17 protein-coding genes are annotated in these 17,190 nt (G+C 40.8%); 10 read left to right on the forward strand and 7 right to left on the reverse strand.

Annotation, left to right across the window (positions count from 1 at the left end; all coding sequences use genetic code 11):
* Positions 1–36 precede the first annotated feature (36 nt).
* Positions 37–864, forward strand: coding sequence for an N-acetylmuramoyl-L-alanine amidase family protein (locus tag BLU33_RS07255; RefSeq protein ID WP_091370777.1), 828 nt, complete (start codon positions 37–39; stop codon positions 862–864).
* A gap of 111 nt (positions 865–975) precedes the next feature.
* Here BLU33_RS07255 and BLU33_RS07260 read toward each other — a convergent pair whose 3' ends face one another.
* Positions 976–1,788 (reverse strand): MBL fold metallo-hydrolase, encoded by an 813-nt coding sequence (locus BLU33_RS07260; RefSeq protein ID WP_091370779.1) that lies wholly within the window; start codon positions 1,786–1,788, stop codon positions 976–978.
* A gap of 76 nt (positions 1,789–1,864) precedes the next feature.
* On the opposite strand from BLU33_RS07260, the gene BLU33_RS07265 reads away from it, so the two are divergent.
* A complete protein-coding gene (locus tag BLU33_RS07265; protein WP_091370781.1) occupies positions 1,865–2,512 on the forward strand; it encodes a YceH family protein in 648 nt (215 codons plus the stop codon).
* On the opposite strand, the gene BLU33_RS07270 is transcribed toward BLU33_RS07265, so the two are convergent.
* Positions 2,509–3,165 carry a LysE family translocator gene (locus tag BLU33_RS07270; RefSeq protein ID WP_091370783.1) on the reverse strand — a complete coding sequence of 219 codons (657 nt, stop codon included), beginning with the start codon at positions 3,163–3,165 and terminating at the stop codon, positions 2,509–2,511. The two genes, BLU33_RS07265 and BLU33_RS07270, sit on opposite strands and share 4 nt — an antisense overlap.
* 163 nt (positions 3,166–3,328) lie before the next feature.
* Here BLU33_RS07270 and BLU33_RS07275 point away from each other — a divergent pair, with 163 nt between their 5' ends.
* The 3 genes from BLU33_RS07275 (at position 3,329) to arfB (ending at position 6,165) form a co-directional block, all read left to right on the forward strand.
* Positions 3,329–4,963 carry an MFS transporter gene (locus BLU33_RS07275; RefSeq protein ID WP_091370785.1) on the forward strand — a complete coding sequence of 545 codons (1,635 nt, stop codon included), beginning with the start codon at positions 3,329–3,331 and terminating at the stop codon, positions 4,961–4,963.
* A gap of 125 nt (positions 4,964–5,088) precedes the next feature.
* Positions 5,089–5,553, forward strand: a complete 465-nt coding sequence (locus BLU33_RS07280) for a deoxycytidylate deaminase (RefSeq protein WP_091370787.1) — start codon at positions 5,089–5,091, stop codon at positions 5,551–5,553.
* Between the two features lie 201 nt (positions 5,554–5,754).
* Positions 5,755–6,165, forward strand: a complete 411-nt coding sequence (arfB, locus tag BLU33_RS07285; RefSeq protein ID WP_091370788.1) for an alternative ribosome rescue aminoacyl-tRNA hydrolase ArfB — start codon at positions 5,755–5,757, stop codon at positions 6,163–6,165.
* A 90-nt stretch (positions 6,166–6,255) separates the two neighbouring features.
* Here the strand turns inward: arfB and BLU33_RS07290 are convergent, their stop codons facing one another.
* Positions 6,256–7,236: a lipid A deacylase LpxR family protein gene (locus BLU33_RS07290; RefSeq protein ID WP_091370790.1), complete on the reverse strand. Its 981-nt coding sequence runs from the start codon at positions 7,234–7,236 to the stop codon at positions 6,256–6,258.
* Between the two features lie 103 nt (positions 7,237–7,339).
* Complete coding sequence (gene lon, locus BLU33_RS07295; protein ID WP_394331790.1) at positions 7,340–9,814, reverse strand: endopeptidase La; 2,475 nt, start codon at positions 9,812–9,814, stop codon at positions 7,340–7,342.
* A 362-nt stretch (positions 9,815–10,176) separates the two neighbouring features.
* On the opposite strand from lon, the gene BLU33_RS07300 reads away from it, so the two are divergent.
* Positions 10,177–10,806, forward strand: a complete 630-nt coding sequence (locus BLU33_RS07300) for a tetratricopeptide repeat protein (protein ID WP_091370792.1) — start codon at positions 10,177–10,179, stop codon at positions 10,804–10,806.
* Here the strand turns inward: BLU33_RS07300 and BLU33_RS07305 are convergent.
* Positions 10,800–11,360, reverse strand: a complete 561-nt coding sequence (locus BLU33_RS07305; RefSeq protein WP_091370794.1) for a hypothetical protein — start codon at positions 11,358–11,360, stop codon at positions 10,800–10,802. The genes BLU33_RS07300 and BLU33_RS07305 overlap by 7 nt on opposite strands.
* Positions 11,347–12,870, reverse strand: coding sequence for a 2,3-bisphosphoglycerate-independent phosphoglycerate mutase (gene gpmI, locus BLU33_RS07310; protein ID WP_091370796.1), 1,524 nt, complete (start codon positions 12,868–12,870; stop codon positions 11,347–11,349). The genes BLU33_RS07305 and gpmI overlap by 14 nt, the downstream gene beginning before the upstream one ends.
* Positions 12,871–12,970: 100 nt before the next feature.
* Here gpmI and BLU33_RS07315 point away from each other — a divergent pair, with 100 nt between their 5' ends.
* The 4 genes from BLU33_RS07315 (at position 12,971) to BLU33_RS07330 (ending at position 15,834) form a co-directional block, all read left to right on the forward strand.
* Positions 12,971–13,366: a DUF4783 domain-containing protein gene (locus BLU33_RS07315; RefSeq protein WP_091370798.1), complete on the forward strand. Its 396-nt coding sequence runs from the start codon at positions 12,971–12,973 to the stop codon at positions 13,364–13,366.
* A 47-nt stretch (positions 13,367–13,413) separates the two neighbouring features.
* Positions 13,414–14,262, forward strand: a complete 849-nt coding sequence (gene nadC / locus BLU33_RS07320) for a carboxylating nicotinate-nucleotide diphosphorylase (protein ID WP_091380297.1) — start codon at positions 13,414–13,416, stop codon at positions 14,260–14,262.
* A gap of 147 nt (positions 14,263–14,409) precedes the next feature.
* On the forward strand, positions 14,410–15,057 hold the full coding sequence (plsY, locus tag BLU33_RS07325; RefSeq protein ID WP_091370800.1) for a glycerol-3-phosphate 1-O-acyltransferase PlsY: 648 nt from the start codon (positions 14,410–14,412) through the stop codon (positions 15,055–15,057).
* A 33-nt stretch (positions 15,058–15,090) separates the two neighbouring features.
* Positions 15,091–15,834, forward strand: coding sequence for a YqjF family protein (locus BLU33_RS07330; RefSeq protein WP_091370802.1), 744 nt, complete (start codon positions 15,091–15,093; stop codon positions 15,832–15,834).
* Here the strand turns inward: BLU33_RS07330 and BLU33_RS07335 are convergent.
* Positions 15,797–17,071, reverse strand: a complete 1,275-nt coding sequence (locus tag BLU33_RS07335) for an anthranilate synthase component I family protein (RefSeq protein ID WP_091370804.1) — start codon at positions 17,069–17,071, stop codon at positions 15,797–15,799. The two genes, BLU33_RS07330 and BLU33_RS07335, sit on opposite strands and share 38 nt — an antisense overlap.
* Positions 17,072–17,190 lie beyond the last annotated feature (119 nt).

Below are 17,190 nucleotides of genomic sequence, written 5' to 3' on the forward strand. Positions count from 1 at the left end.
AACAACAATGCGTACTACTCGCAAAACGAATAATTAATGAGAAATAACATCCGGGGACTAAAAGCGCTTATCTGTTTTGCTTTGTTTTGCAGTCCTGTATTCACCTCCTTTGTCAATCCGGGAGATACCTCACAAACAAAACCCTTTAAAGTACGAACAATTGTAATTGATGCTGGTCATGGTGGCAAGGATCCCGGTGCTCATGGTTCTTATTCGCTTGAAAAAACAGTAGCGCTATCCATCGCCAAAAAACTAAGGGATGCCATAAATGATGCCATGCCATCCATAAAAGTCATCATGACACGTGATGATAACACCTTTATTGAACTAAACCGGCGCTCAGAGATCGCCAACGAAAATCATTCTAACCTGTTTATATCCATTCACTGTAACTCATCGCCCGAGGGTACGGCAAGCATCGCGCATAAGCAAAAAGGGATAATGGTATTAGTTTATGCCATCCACCGCAAAGGCGAGCAATTGGAGGCGATCCGTGAAAACTCATCTATATATATTGAGAAGAACTACAAGCAAACCTATGAAAGTTACGATGAGAGTGACCCTACCAACCTCATTGTGTTAAATGCTTACATGCAAAAATACCGTAAGCAAAGCATCCTGTTTGGGGATCTGCTAATGGATCAGTTCAAGGCCACCGGTGATCGTGAGGTATTAGGCGTAAAGGAGCAGGGGGTACTGGTTTTAGCGCACAGCGCGATGCCTGCTGTATTAATAGAAACCGGCTTCATCAATAACCCCACCGAAGAAGATTACCTCAATTCCGCAACCGGTCAGGCGGAGATCGTCAAGTCTATTGTAAAAGCTATACAGGAGTATAGGAGAGAGGTGGATAGTAAGCAATAATAGAATAATAAGTGTGGGTGTCATGCTAAGCGCTAGTCGAAGCATGTGGGCAGGCCTTTACGCTCATGCTTCGACTAGCGCTCAGCATGACACCCTTTCAAAATAGCCTCTCTACAAATCAAACGCCAGTTGCTTAGCCCTGCCACCAATAACCTCGGTACCACCAATATAATATACAGGTGTTTCCTCATATCGCGAAGCTACAACTACTTCAGTACCATTAGCATGACTGTTAAACAGCTCATAAACTAAGCTCGGGTCGTTATTGTTTTTTGAAAGGTGCGCCAGCAATAAGTGGCTCATATAGGCAGGCTTATGGTTGATGAAAAGCTCCAGTGCCTGTTTATTTGATAAGTGCCCGTTGCCGCCACGGATACGTCGTTTTAAATGATAGGGATATCCGCCGTTGTCCAGCATTTCATCATCATAATTAGCTTCCAGGAAAGCAGCATGACATTTTTGAAAGTTAGCTATCAGGTTATCGCAAACTACGCCGATATCAGTAAATATGCCAACCGTAATATCCCGGCAGGTAACAATAAAGCTATGCGGCTCCGATGCATCATGAAATTTGGGGAAAGCAGTTACTGCCAGTTCGCCTATCATAACCGCCTCATGGGCTATGAAATTTATAAAGCTGTAATCCTCAAAATTAACATTCAGGTGTTTGAGTGTGCCCGGCGTAATGTAAACGGGGATATTAAACTTTTTTGCCAGCACCGGGATGCCGCTGATATGGTCGGTATGCTCATGCGAGATAAAGATCGCCTTTACTTTATTAATGGAAAGGCCCAGCCGCTTCATGCGCTTTTCGGTTTCGCGGCAGGAGATACCTGCATCCACTAAAATCGCTTCGTGCTCATTACCAATGTAATAGCAGTTGCCGTTGCTCCCCGAGTTTAATGATGTAATAAATAGCGACATACCAATTACAAATTAACCGGTTTTCAATCAAATTATCTTAACTTTTACTTACAAAACTGATGTTTATATTTGGCGCATGGATTCACTACAAACTTTACCCGTACTTGATGCCCCGGAGCTGCGCGTACTGGGCGTATTAATGGAAAAAAGCAAAACCACACCCGATTATTACCCCATGACCATCAATAGCCTGGTGGCGGCCTGTAATCAAAAAACCAGCCGTAAACCGGTGGTGCAATATGATGAAGACACCGTTGCCACTGCGCTGAACACATTAAAAAGGCGTGGATTGATTTCGACCGCTACGGGTGGTTCCGATCGTTCGGTAAAATTCAAACATAATTTTGCCATTGTATTTCCGGTTATACCGGCTGAGGTTGCGCTGATGTGTTTATTAATGCTGAGGGGCCCGCAAACTCCGGGCGAACTAAATACCAACTCAGGCAGGTTACATGAGTTTGAATCGATAGAAGAAGTACAGGAAGTTTTGGAGCGGTTAACTACAACCGAACCGCCATTTGTATTGCAACTGCCCCGCCGTCCGGGACAAAAAGAAGTGCGTTACGCGCATTTATTATCTGGTATACCTGATGTAAATGAAGATTATGCTGATGAAGTTGCTAATAAACCATCAAGCGGTTTAGAAGCCCGTGTAGCTAAACTGGAGCAGGAACTTGCTGAGTTGCGCGAAGCTTTTGATAAGCTGATGAAGGAACTGACCTAAGAAGCTGCCGGCGCCGAGAATACAAAATGAGTAACCAGTTTATCACAGATAATAAGGGAGGCGATGATCAATGCTACACCTGCTATCTCATTTAACCGGTGTATAAATTTAACTGATATACGGTCGCGGAGTTTATCGGCATAAAAGGCTTTTGTAGTATCCATACCAAATTGTACAATCAATATGGTTAAAAACATGATGCCTATTTTAAGCGCCCGGTTATGTACCCCCTCATGGTAAACGGTACTGGCGGTGCCGATAACAAATGTCCAGTGCAGCAGGATGGTAGGGTTAAAAATGCACATAAAAAAGCCTTTCAGAAAGTAACCAGCCTTGTGTAGCCGTGTGGGGACTGTAACTTTATAGCTAACCTCGGCCTTTTTGAAGATATAATAAATGCCGATGATAAATAAAATAACACTGCCTACAACACCGGCAATAGTTTTATCATGTGCGGATACATCAAAGTATTGTGCGCCGAATAGTAAAGCGCCTACAAATACCATATCACTGCATACTACGCCTAAGGCTAATGCAACACCAGCATGAAAACCTTTTTCAATACTGGTTTTAATTAGAGCAAAAAATACCGGGCCTGTAAGAAACGTCAGCACTAATCCAAATCCAATCCCCGAGATAACAGCTTCTATCATTAATAATAGTTTCAGTTTTGAGTATGCGAATATGCAATTTTTATCTCTTAAACAAAGAAAAGTTTGCTATACCGATTTATTAATTCAAAAAATTTCAACCTGAATTATAAAATTTGTCTATGTTAGTGCCCTGATAATACTTTTTTATAACCTACAATAAACAATGGAACAAGACAAAACCAAAAGTTATGGCTCTGCGCTGTACACCCTTATCATCGTTTTTTTCTTTTGGGGCTTCTTAGCGGCCTCAAATGGTGTATTTATACCGTTTTGCAAATCACACTTTAGTTTATCGCAATTTGAATCACAGCTAATTGATTTTACCTTTTACGGTGGTTATTTTATCGGATCATTGATATTATACTTTGCATCGCAATTCAGCAAGGTTGATATACTTAATAAGTTAGGCTATAAAAATGGTATTATACTTGGCCTTGTAATATCGGCAGCAGGTGCATTGGGTATGATCCCGGCCGTTGCATCAGGCTCATTTGGCTTAATCTTAACCGTATTTTTTATCATAGCTGTGGGCTTTTCATTACAACAAACCGCTGCAAACCCGTTTGTGGTAGCTTTAGGGCCGCCTGAAACCGGTTCAAACCGTTTAAATTTTGCAGGCAGCGTAAATAATATAGGCGCTTTACTAGGCCCGATTGTGGTTGGTTTCGTATTATTTGGATCGGCATCAGCAAAAATTGCGGCAGCAGATGTGAAAATATCATCAGTTGATAACCTCTACTACATACTTGCAGGCTTATTTATAGCTGTTGCTATATTCTTCTGGGTATCAAAACTGCCAACAGTAACCAGCGATGAAGAAATAGAGGCAAGCACGAAAGCAAATACACCACTTTTTGTAATATTTATTGCGTTTTTATTGATCCTTGCTGCTGATCCTATCAGCAAAGCAACTTCAATTCCTAGTCAGTATTTCGTTTACGCTTCGCTGGCTATTATTGTATTTACATTGGTGGGTACCATATTTGCCGCCAAAAAAAGCAGCCATGGTTGGGGCGCAATGCAATACCCGCAATTAATTTTAGGTATGTTGGCCATATTTACTTATGTGGGTACCGAAGTAACTATACAAAGTAATATGGGCTCGTTATTAAAAACTCCTGCGTTCGGTTCATTTAGCGAATCAGAAATTGCACCATATATTTCATTGTACTGGGGGAGTTTAATGATCGGCCGTTTTGCAGGTTCTATAGGTGCTTTTGATCTATCAAAAACAACAAAATATGTACTATATGTTTTAGTGCCATTTATAGCATTTGGTTTAGTGCTGGTAGTAAATGCAATAACCGGTGTTGATGTAAGTAACTTATATGTATATGCAGTTTGTGTAGCTATATTGGTTGTAGCTTTCTTTATTGGTCAACAAAAACCAGTACGTACTTTATCTACATTAGGTGTGCTTGGTATGATCTTTATATTGGTAGGTTTATTTACAACAGGCAGGGTAGCTACATTTTCGTTCATCAGCGGTGGTTTATGCTGCTCAATTATGTGGCCATCTATATTCTCGTTAGCTATCACAGGTTTAGGTAAATATACCAGCCAGGGTTCTGCATTTTTAATCATGATGATATTAGGTGGTTCAATTATTCCACCACTACAGGGTAAAATTGCCGATGGCAGCAACAACCTGATAGCAGGTATGAGCGGGATACACTTCTCCTACATAGTTCCGGTATTAGGCTTTGCTTACCTTACCTATTTTGCATGGAAAGTTAGCCGTGAGTTACAAAAACAAGGTATCGACCTCGATCACGTAGAAGCAAAAGGCGGACATTAATATTTTATAGTTCATTAGTTCACTGGTGCATTAGTTCATTGGTATCGCTTTCTTACCCATCCACTGGTATTTACGCTATTGCACCAATGAACTAATGCACCAGTGAACTAATGAACCACTGAACAATGAACAAGTTAAGTTTCGATCATATTTTCATGAATCTGGCATCCGACCTGGCCCAACGCTCTCATTGCATTAAGGCCCAGGTCGGAGCTGTTTTAACGCGGGATACCCGTATTATTTCCATTGGGTATAACGGGCCGCCGTCAGGCACCCATAACTGCGATGAGGAATGGCCCGAGGTCGGCTGCCCGCGCGACTCTCGTAATAGCTGCTCCTTAGCATTGCATGCCGAAGAGAATGCTATTCTATACGCCGTTAAGAATGGTGCTAAATTGGAAGGCGCTACACTTTATACTACGCTATCGCCCTGTCTTGCCTGCGCGCGACTGATCTTCTCCGCAGGTATAAAGCATGTTTTCTTTCAGCATTCCTATGCTGAATACAAAGGCCTGCCAAGTGATGAAGGTGTTGACTTTTTGAATAAATTTGGTGTGAAGACGGAGAAATTTACCGCTGATTTTGATTGATTTTTTTGATTCAGCCGATTTTTTTTTCTGGACCTTGATTTTCCTGATTGAATGATTACATGATGTCAGGCCAATAAAATCAAGGACATCATGTAATCTTATAAATCAAGGTTCAGACAATATCCTGAAAATCTCATAAATTCATTTAATTCTGGTTAACTACCCACTTAATCAACCTAATAAACCACTCACTAGCAAACAATGAACCTCAATAAAGAATCACTGCAAAAAACAATTACCTATAAAACATCAAGGAGCGGGGGTAAAGGTGGGCAAAATGTAAACAAGGTATCAAGTAAGGTGGAACTGTTGTTTTCTATAGGTGATTCAACTTTATTTACTGATGAGGAAAAAGACTTACTAAAAGATAAACTACAATCCCGGTTTAATAAGGATGGCTATATACAGGTAATATGCGATGAGGAGCGCAGCCAATACCTCAACAAGGAAAAAGCCATTGAGCGACTGATCATATTGCTCAAAAATGCCCTGCATAAACCCAAGGTCCGCAGGGCCACGCGTGTAAGCAAAGCAGCTAAAGCGGCGCGACTTGAAAATAAGCGATTAAACGCTGCTAAAAAGGAAGGCAGGAAAAGTAAGTTTGATGAATGATCTTTTAGTCGGAAGTCTGCAGTTTTAAGTCATTAGTCTATTTAGATTTAGATAATGACTTTGGACTTAAGACTATAGACTCAAGACTGATCACTTAAAGCGGTACATCCCCGTAATTGCTCCCCACTGATGAGTTGAGCGGATCATTTCCTTTGTATCCCGGGTATGTACAATGGCGGCAACATCAAATGTGAAACGGTTTGTCGTAAAATCCACGCCTAATTGATTACTGAAAATAAAAGGTTCTTTATCTAAAGTAATTTCCTGGCTGCCGGCTTCGTGATGTGTTTCCAGTAAACCACCTTGTATGGTAGCATCATAGGCTACATAATTAATGAGCGGCTTATAGTAAAAAAATAATTCATGCTTGTGCAGCGGTGTTATTTTATTGCCTTGCGAAGCTGTACTTTGTGTACTTACGGAATTAAATAACTGGTTAAAATTACCCAACCTAAGCAGGAAACCCAATCCCGCCCCGGTAAACCCATTGCCTAGGTTACCATATGAACTGAATGAAATATCAACGCCAGTGGTGCGCGCAAGTAACCTGTTATATTCGGCAGAAAGGTTGATCTCCGGGTCATTCTTTATCTGGTATTCCCAGCCGCTGGGGTGGTAAAAGCCAAAGGTCTTGTGCACCCAATCCTGTACTTGTTTGCCAAAAGCATCGGGGCCAACTATGCCTAATTGTGCGCTCAGTTTCAGGTTGCTTTCATTGGCATACAGAAGGTTTAAGGTCGATCCCACATATAAATAAGTTGCAAACGGCCGGTCTACAAGGTCTGCATGATCCACTCCATAAATATCCGCTACGCTGCCTGCCTGCGGGTTAAATATTTTTTGGCCGAATTCAAACCCCAATACTTTATTCTTCAGGTTATCATTCCCATCGGTTGATAAGGCATGGCGGTAATAGAAATAAATACCATCTGTATAATACCTGTCTGATCCTCGAAGCAGGTAAGAATCATTGTCGGTTTCTACACCAATTTCGGTGCTGTGCTGTGCTTGAGCAAATAAATTAATACTTGCAAAAACGAATAGGAGAGAGAGTAGTAGTTTAAACTTCATTAAAGACGGATAAAATAATGTTCAAAAATATAAAAAGCCTCCTTATACGGGAGGCTTTATGAAAATATGTGATTACAATTATTAAACTAAATAAGAATACTGCTTAACTCAAAACAGGTTTAGTTTCTTCCTTTACTGTAAGATCAAGCGCGTCATCAACCTGTTGATTTAAAAGGGCAAGGTTAATTACCTCGCGCATATCGGTTACATAATGAAACTGAAGATCTTTAATATATGATTCCTTAATTTCCAGTATATCCTTTTGGTTCGACTTGCAAAGTATTATCTCTTTAATATTGGCACGTTTTGCGGCCAGTATTTTTTCTTTAATACCACCAACAGGTAAAACACGGCCACGCAGGGTGATCTCGCCGGTCATGGCCAGGTGAGGCTTGATTTTACGCTGTGTAAAGGCCGATGTAAGCGCAGTTAACATAGTTACTCCAGCCGATGGCCCATCCTTTGGTGTAGCGCCCGCAGGTACGTGTATATGTACATCCCACAGATCAAACAATTTAGGGTTGATATCAAAATAAGAGGAATGCGCACGCAGGTAAGCCATGGCTATAGTAGCCGATTCTTTCATCACATCACCCAAACTACCTGTTAAGGTTAAACGGCCTTTACCGGGGCTTAAACTAGCCTCAATAAACAATATATCGCCGCCAACCGATGTCCAGGCCAGACCTGTTACCACACCCGCTACGTTATTGCCTTCGTACAGGTCCTTATCATATATAGGCGCGCCTAAAATTCGCTCAACATCAGGTTTGCTTACGGTATTATTATAAGGCTCCTCAAGCGCAATGCTTTTTGCTACCCCACGTACTACCGAGCCAATTTTTTTCTCCAATGCACGTACGCCAGACTCACGGGTGTAATCCTCAACTATTTTTTCAAGTACATCACCTTTAATAACTACATCCTTGGTTTTTAAACCATGTGCCTCACGTTGTTTAGGCAATAAATGTTGTTTGGCGATCTCTATTTTTTCTTCGATGGTATAGCCATTAACTTCAATGATCTCCATACGATCAAGCAATGCCGGCTGTATACTGCTCAGTGAGTTTGCTGTCGCGATGAACATGACGTTCGACAAGTCGAAATCCATTTCTACATAATGATCATAAAAAGTGCTGTTTTGTTCAGGGTCGAGTACTTCAAGCAGGGCAGAAGATGGGTCGCCCCTGAAATCATTACCTACTTTATCAATCTCATCCAAAATAAACACAGGGTTTGCAGCCCCGGCCTTTTTTATTGATGTTATGATACGGCCCGGCATAGCGCCTATGTATGTTTTACGGTGACCGCGTATCTCAGCTTCATCGCGGATACCGCCTAAAGCCATACGCACATATTTACGGCCCAATGCCTTTGCAATTGATTTGCCCAATGAAGTTTTACCAACTCCCGGAGGGCCAACCAAACAAAGGATAGGGGCTTTCATATTATGCTTTAATTTAAGCACGGCCAGGTATTCTATGATGCGTTGTTTTACCTTATCTAAACCAAAATGATCCTTATCCAATACCTTTTGGGCACGTTTAAGGTCGAAGTTATCTTTAGTAAACTCGTTCCATGGCAGATCGAGCAATAGCTCCAGGTAATTTATCTGTACCGAATAATCTGCCGCGGCAGGGTTTATGCGGGCTAATTTGTCAAGCTCTTTATTAAAATGGTCATTAACATCCTTGGCCCATTTTTTCTTTTTACCACGTTCACGTAAACTATCGATCTCCAGGTCAGGCGAATTACCGCCCAGTTCTTCCTGTATAGTTTTTAGCTGTTGGTTCAGGAAATAATCACGCTGTTGCTTATCCAGATCGACACGCACCTTGGTTTGTATCTGGTTCTTTAGTTCCAACATTTGCAGGTCCAAAGTTAAATGTTCCAAAACCAGGTTGGTACGCTCACGCAGATTGGCGATCTCCAGCAAATTTTGCTTGGCAGTCATATCAGCGTTCATGTTTGATGATATAAAGTTTATCAAAAATGAACTGCTTTCAATATTCCTGATAGCAATGCCTGCCTCACTAGGTATGTTTGGCGAAAGCTGGATAATATTCATGGCCATGTCTTTTATAGACGAGATCATGGCTTTAAATTCTTTATCCTCTTTTGGCTTTACTTCTTTAAATGAATCAATGGCAGCCTTAATATAAGGCTCGCTTTGTATTTCTTCCCTTAAAATAAAGCGTTTTTTGCCTTGCAGGATAACAGTTGTGTTACCATCAGGCATTTGCAGTACTTTTATAATCAGGGCAACAGTACCTACTTTATTAAGCTGGTTAAAGGTAGGATCTTCAATACCCACATCCTGTTGCGAAACTACACCTATCATCCGGTCGCCTTTATTGGCATCGCGGATCAGCTTTATAGATTTATCCCTGCCAACAGTGATAGGGATCACCACGCCGGGAAATAACACAGTATTACGTAAAGGCAGTATGGGCAAAATGTCCGGAACCAGCTCATTATTCATCTCGGCTTCATCCTCTGATGACATTAGCGGAAAAAATTCAGCATCATCGTTCAACATCGGCATAGCACTCTTAAAATCGTACGGATCAAAACTCATCAAAAACCTCTTTTTATATGATAAAAAAAACGCCATGTTGTCACCCTGTATATTACAGGTGCAATTTAGAATAGCATTTTTTGACTATTAACTACTATATGCCAACACTTATGCCAAGATACGATATCTTGTTATAATATTTATTGTAATGACATAACAAATTGATTATGTGTTTATTGTAAATCTATTGCCGGTTTTTATAAATAAACAGGAATTGTAATTAAAGATGAAAAAAAGTCATGCTGTAACTATAAGAAACGCTGATTGTTAATAAATATTTGCAAACAAATACACACTATGTATAATATTTACTTGCAATTTTAGTTAATGTTGTATTAAATTTGTTTGACAATAGTCCCCGGATGAAGTTATCGGTCATAGTATCTTTGTTGATTTTCTCTACGATTGAAAGCACATTTGCCCAGAACGCTTATGTTAAATTAGGACAACAGGCTTTTATGGATGGGGATTTTAAAGCCGCCATTCAGCAGCTTGAGCGTGGCTGTATAGCCGACTCAACCGATGTTAACGCGCTTTGGATGCTAGGCTATTCCTATTACCATAGCGACAATTACAAAAAATCCATAGCAGCATATACCAAAGTTATTTCCATTAAACCGGCTGATGCATCTGCTTACTACTACAGGGCAAGGGCAAAATGCTATATGGCTAAGGATCCCCAGCTTTCACCAGCCGATAAGGAAAAATATATGTTAGGCTCGATATATGACTTTACCAAAGCCATAGAAATCAACACCGACCCCTCAGATATTAAATTTTACCAGAACAGGGGTATAGCCTACCGTGATTATGCTGTATTTAAACTACAGCCAACGCCACATTTTTACGATAAAAACAGGGCTATTAATGCATTAAAAGCCTCAATTACTGATTTTGAAAAGGTATTGAGCAGCGACCCTACACGGTCTGATATCTCATCCTTAATGGAGCTTTCAAAAATAAAACTGGCAGATGTTGTTGCTCATCATTGAGTAAAAGCTCCGGTTATCTTATAATTGTTAATCCCTATCACCCTTACAGCCTGCATTTTTTCGACCATATAAAGCGAATCAGGAAAATAGCTTAATTTTTCGCGGGTGGTATACAGCAAATTCTTGGTGTAATTACCTATCAATATCCATTTTACTTTTCCTTTATCCAGTTTAATAACTATTTCCCGGGTTTTCAGGTCGATGTCTTTTGCCCTGTATATTAAAATATTGCTGTCGGCCTCAATGGTATAACTATCCCGCCAGGCTGGCCTGTTAATGTCTGATGATTTAAAGAAGTTCAGTTCGGCGCCCCAGTTTGCTATGTGTACTTTTTTGCTTTCGCTAACGCCATTATGCACCACCGTTTTAAAAACGAGCGGGTTTAATTTGCTAAGGCGTGCCGAATCCTTCTCAAAATATCCTTTTATATCAAAATATTTTAATTGGGCGCCGGTTTCCTTTATAGCAGGTTTGCAGGCGCTTAAACAGGCTATAGTGAATATAACTGCTGCTAAAGCGACTGCAAACCTTGTTTTTGATTTATACCAATACATTCCCGGTCATTTCTGCAGGTATGGCAACGCCTAAAAGTTTTAATACAGTAGGTGCAACATCGCCAAGCTTGCCATCTTTTACTGATTTTACATCATTATCAATTATAATGCACGGTACCAGGTTGGTAGTATGTGCTGTATTCGGCGATCCATCGTCATTAACCATGTAGTCAGCATTACCGTGGTCAGCCAGGATAATGAATGAATAACCATGAGCTAAGCCTGTTTCAACAACAGCCTGTGTACACCTGTCGGCAGTTTCAGCGGCTTTAACAACGGCTTCAAATACACCTGTGTGGCCAACCATATCGGTATTGGCAAAGTTCAGTACCACAAAGTCAGGCCAACCGCTGATCAATTCAGGGATAATGGCATCACGTATACCTTCCGCGCTCATTTCGGGCTGCAGATCATACGTTGCCACTTTTGGCGATGGTACCAGTAAACGTTTTTCGTTAGCAAATTCCTTTTCACGGCCACCTGAGAAGAAGAAAGTTACGTGCGGATATTTTTCCGTTTCAGCTATGCGGATCTGGTTTTTGCCAGCCTCTTCCAAAATTTCGCCCAGGGTTTTGCTTAAATCCTCTTTGGTAAATACCACCTGTACATTTTTAAATGTCTCATCATAGGTGGTCATGGTAATATAATGCAGGTTAAGCGGGTGCAGGTTATATTCAGGGAAAGATTTTTGTGTAAGCGCGATAGTGATCTCACGGCCACGGTCGGTCCTGAAGTTAAAGCAGATCACCACATCGCCATCTTTTATAACAGCCAGCGGTTTACCATCAGCATCAACATGTACTATCGGTCTAATAAATTCATCGGTAACACCATCAGTATATGATTTTTTTATCGATGCCAGTACATCCTGAGTAGCTTCGCCATCGGCATTAACCATCAGGTCATAAGCCAGTTTTACGCGTTCCCAGCGATTGTCGCGGTCCATAGCGTAATAACGGCCAATAACCGAGGCTATTTTTACCGGGGTTGGTTCAATATATTGTTCAAGATCAGTTATGAAATTTAACCCTGATTTTGGGTCAGTATCACGGCCATCTAAAAAAGCATGTATGAAAACATTGTTCAGATCGTAAACACCGGCAGCATCAACCAGACCTTTTACATGTTTTATATGCGAGTGTACACCACCATCGGATACTAAACCAATGAAGTGTACGTCCTTATCATTGGCTTTCGCGTATTCAAAAGCGTTTTTTAATACCGGGTTGGTTGGTAATTCGTTATCTAAAACCGCTTTGTGTATACGGCCCAGCTCCTGGTAAACTACGCGGCCTGCACCTAAATTCATGTGCCCAACTTCTGAATTTCCCATCTGCCCTTCGGGCAAACCTACTGCCATGCCCGATGCTTCCAGCTTTGAGTGCGGGTAGTTCGCCAATAAAGAATCAACAAAAGGAGTATCAGCAGCTAATATAGCGTTCGACTCATCATTACGGCCGTAACCCCAGCCGTCTAGTATAATTAATGTAACTTTTTTCTGTTTTTCCACAATGCAAATATAAAGGCCACGTTGTACATTACGGAATAATATTTATCTCTGTTCAATTTTTCTTTGAAGCAGATTTTAGCTATATTACGTATATATTAATATGAGGTTTATTTACTTGTCATCGGTTGTTATCTTATTCATTTTTACCGCTGCTTTTCAGTCGGATAAAATTGATAATATAGCCGGTTTCATAAAACAGGGCAACACACCCGAAATTGTAAAGCTTTGCGCGTCAACAGTTGAGATGACTGTAATGGGGCAGGAGAATACCTATTCCAAACGACAGGTAGAGGATGCTCTAAATAATTTCTTCAGCAAAAATAAACCCCAGCATGTGCAATTGTTACATAAGGTAAACTCCAACCAAAAATTCCTTTTTGGAGTGGTAATCCTCAAAAGCACAGGTGGTACTTATCGTATTGCCTATACCCTTAATGAAACGGAAGGCGCCATGAAAATTATTGAATTGCGTATTGAAGCTGAAAAAGCTAAATAATATTCTAATTGTTCTTACTTTTGAGCTTTCAAAAAAAAGACAACGATTTGGACAAAGAACTTATAGACCAGTTTATCATTAGTTCATTAAAAGAAGATGTGGGCGATGGCGACCACACCTCACTGGCAACCATACCTGCCGACGCTGTTGGCAAAGCAAAACTTTTAGTAAAAGATTATGGCGTACTGGCTGGTGTTGAACTGGCTGCCGAAATATTTCATGTTATAGACCCTCAGTTTAAACTGAATATCTTTTTAAAAGATGGGGCTGTTGTTAAACCGAAAGATGTAGCATTTGAGGTTGAAGGCAATGTGCGGAATATTTTAACTGCCGAGCGTTTAGTGTTGAACTGCATGCAGCGCATGAGCGGTATTGCCACCAAAACCCGCGAAATTGTGGATCTGTTAAAAGGCACGAACACTAAGGTTTTAGATACCCGCAAAACCACACCCGGCATGCGCTACTTTGAGAAATGGGCAGTACGCATAGGCGGAGGGGTAAACCATCGTTTTGGTTTGTATGATATGATACTGATAAAGGATAATCATGTTGATTATGCAGGCGGTATTAGAGAGGCGATTGAAAGTGCGCGCAATTATGTGACCGGCCTAAACAAAAAGTTAGCCATTGAAATAGAAGTACGTAACCTTGAGGAAGTAGAACAGGTACTGCAAACCGGTGGGGTTGACCGCATATTGTTAGATAATTTTGGCTTTGACGAGCTCTGTACTGCCGTAAATATAATTGAAGGAAGATATATTACGGAAGCTTCGGGAGGTATTACCGTTGATAATATACGCCGGTATGCGGATTGCGGGGTTGATTATATTTCCGTTGGTGCTTTAACCCATTCTGTAAAAAGCCTCGACCTAAGTTTAAAAGCGGTGAAAGCGTAATTTAGTGATTTGAGGTTAGTGGTTAGAGATTAGTATTAACTGTAACAAAGTTCTAATCACTAATAACCAATCTCTGTTTACTAATTATTACCTTTAATTTAAGTTTATCATTTTAGTATGATTTCAATTTAGTAATATTGTGGTGAGATGATATCAATCTATCCGATTTCAGCGCTCATACTGGCCTATCTGTGTGGATCGATCCCTACTGCGGTATGGATTGGGCGTGCATTTTTTGATGTGGATGTACGTGAATATGGCAGCGGCAACGCCGGCGCGACAAACACCTTCAGGGTACTCGGGAAAAAAGCCGGTATCCCGGTAATGCTTATCGATATTTTAAAAGGCTGGACGGCAACCAACCTTGCCTTTTTTATAGGGGTATCAACCACAGGTGCCTATAATTCTGCGGCTTATATTAATTACGCGCTTGCATTAGGTATTGCCGCGGTAATGGGCCACTTATTCCCAATTTTTGCAGGTTTCAGGGGAGGTAAGGGTATAGCAACTTTGTTTGGGATGATATTGGCTATTAATTTACCTGCCGCTTTAGTGTGTGTAGGCGTATTTATTACAGTACTTTTAATTACCCGTTATGTATCCCTGGGTTCGATTATAGCGGGTTTTACTTACCCGATTTGCGTAACGTTTGTTTTCCCGATGTATATACGGTCGGTAATTATATATGGCATGTGTATGTGCCTGCTGATATTAGTTACCCACCAAAAAAATATTGAACGTTTGCTGAAAGGCACAGAATCCAAAGTGAATCTATTCAAGAGAAAAACAACCTGATAAACATATGCGCTCAATAAGCGTTACCCCTGCATGAGCACCTCCAGTTTTTTAAAGGCACAATGGAAAAACCTGTTGATGCTCAATTACGAAGTTGATCCGGAAATATTAAAACCATATTTACCGGCTTATACCGTTCTCGACTTATGGCAAGGCAAAGTCCTGGTAAGTATGGTGGGTTTTTTATTTAAAGAAACCAGCGTATTAGGCATAAAATGGCCAGAGCATATAAACTTTGAAGAAGTAAACCTGCGTTTTTATGTAAAGCATTTTGATGGAAAGGAGTGGAAACGCGGAGCAGTTTTTATTAGTGAAATAGTACCTAAAAGCCTCATTGCTCTTATTGCCAATAATTTATATAATGAACATTACCGCGCCTTACCTATGCGCCATTCCATCACGCGTTGCTGCAAGAATCACACTGATTTTTTATACGAATGGAAATTAAAAGGCAAATGGAATAAACTTGGTGGTATAGTAAGCGATACGTTTACACCCATACAAACCGGTAGCCCCGAGGAATTTATTTTTGAGCATTACTGGGGTTATAATGCATTAGGTGATAAGTTAACCATGGAATACCAGGTTGAGCATATATCATGGCAGGTAGCCGAAGTTAAAGACAGTATTTTTGAGGGTGATATTGTTCGTCTATATGGAAAAGAATTTGAGCCTTATTTAAGTGTAAAACCATACTCTGTTTTTTTTGCTGATGGCTCGGATATTAGTGTTCGGATGACTAATAAGCTGCGGGTTGCCCCAGCGCTTCCAGAATAGCCTTCGCTTTTAATAAACATTCTTTATATTCCTGTTCTGCATTGGCATGGTAGGTGATAGCGCTGCCTGTGTGAAATGATAGATAGTGTTTAGTTGAATTATATAGTAATGTGCGGATCACCACATTAAAATCAAAGTCATTATCCGGACTAAAATAGCCCATCGCGCCGGAGTATACGCCCCTTTTGCTGCGCTCGTATTGTTCCATCAGCCGCATAGCACTGATCTTTGGCGCGCCGGTCATGCTGCCCATCGGAAAGCTGTGCCTTATGGCGTCAATAACTGAAAGGCCATCCTGCAGTTCACACACAACTGTCGATATCATTTGATGCAGCTGGTTAAAGCTATAAATGCCGAACAGTTCCTCAGTTTTAACAGTGCCCGGTTTGGCTGATTTGGTGAGGTCATTGCGCACCAGGTCAACTATCATTACGTTTTCCTGTAACTCCTTGGTGTGAGTCCTTAATTGTTGTTTAATGGCCTCATCTTCCTGCTGAGTTTTACCTCTTTTTGCAGTGCCTTTTATAGGTTGGGAGATAAGCTTATTACCCCGTTTTGCCAAAAAGCGCTCGGGCGATGCTGATAGAATATAATTACCCTTCCACTTAAAAAAGCCACCAAAAGGGTTTGGCGAAATAGCGTTCAGCTTTAAAAATGTGGCTAAAGGATCAATCTCCGCATGCTCCGCAAAAAATTCCTGGCAAAAATTGGTCACATATATATCCCCACGACTGATATGCTGTTTTATCTTCTCCGCTGCATTCAAATATTCATCTTTACTAAAACGGGATTGAAGATTTAAAGCAGGGTATTGTTGTGGAAAACTCAGCGATTGCTGCTCAATCTGCTCCAAAACATAAGCAGAATCATCGGCCAGTATCTCTATTTTATCACCTTTTATAATGATGAGATACTGCGGCACAAAGAAATATGAGCCGGGAAATTCAAGCTGATCGGTATTGGATGAAGTTAATTGCTCCAGTTCATTCTTCAGATCATAGCTGAAAAAGCCCGTCATCCAACCTTGATTTTCATCACGAAACTGGGCTAATGCCTCAAAAGCATTGCCTGATTCTGCTATCAGTTCGTGCCTTGCACCAATGGCTATAAGCGTATCAAACTTGGAGTAAGGATCATTGAAATTATTGGAATCCAGGTAGCAAACCGCATCAAAAACACAGGCCCATTGCAGGGCCTGTTGTTTGAATTTTTGAAGATCGTTTGTGTTTGTTATCACTTTACAAATTAATCAACCTGTAAATAGCCCCTCGTCATTGCGAGGTACGAAGCAATCTCTACTTAGGCAGGTCGGTATTGGAGATTCTAAGCCTTTCTATCCGCTTTGTACAGTATAGA

Origin of the sequence: Mucilaginibacter mallensis (assembly GCF_900105165.1) — a bacterium.
Lineage (GTDB): Bacteria > Bacteroidota > Bacteroidia > Sphingobacteriales > Sphingobacteriaceae > Mucilaginibacter > Mucilaginibacter mallensis.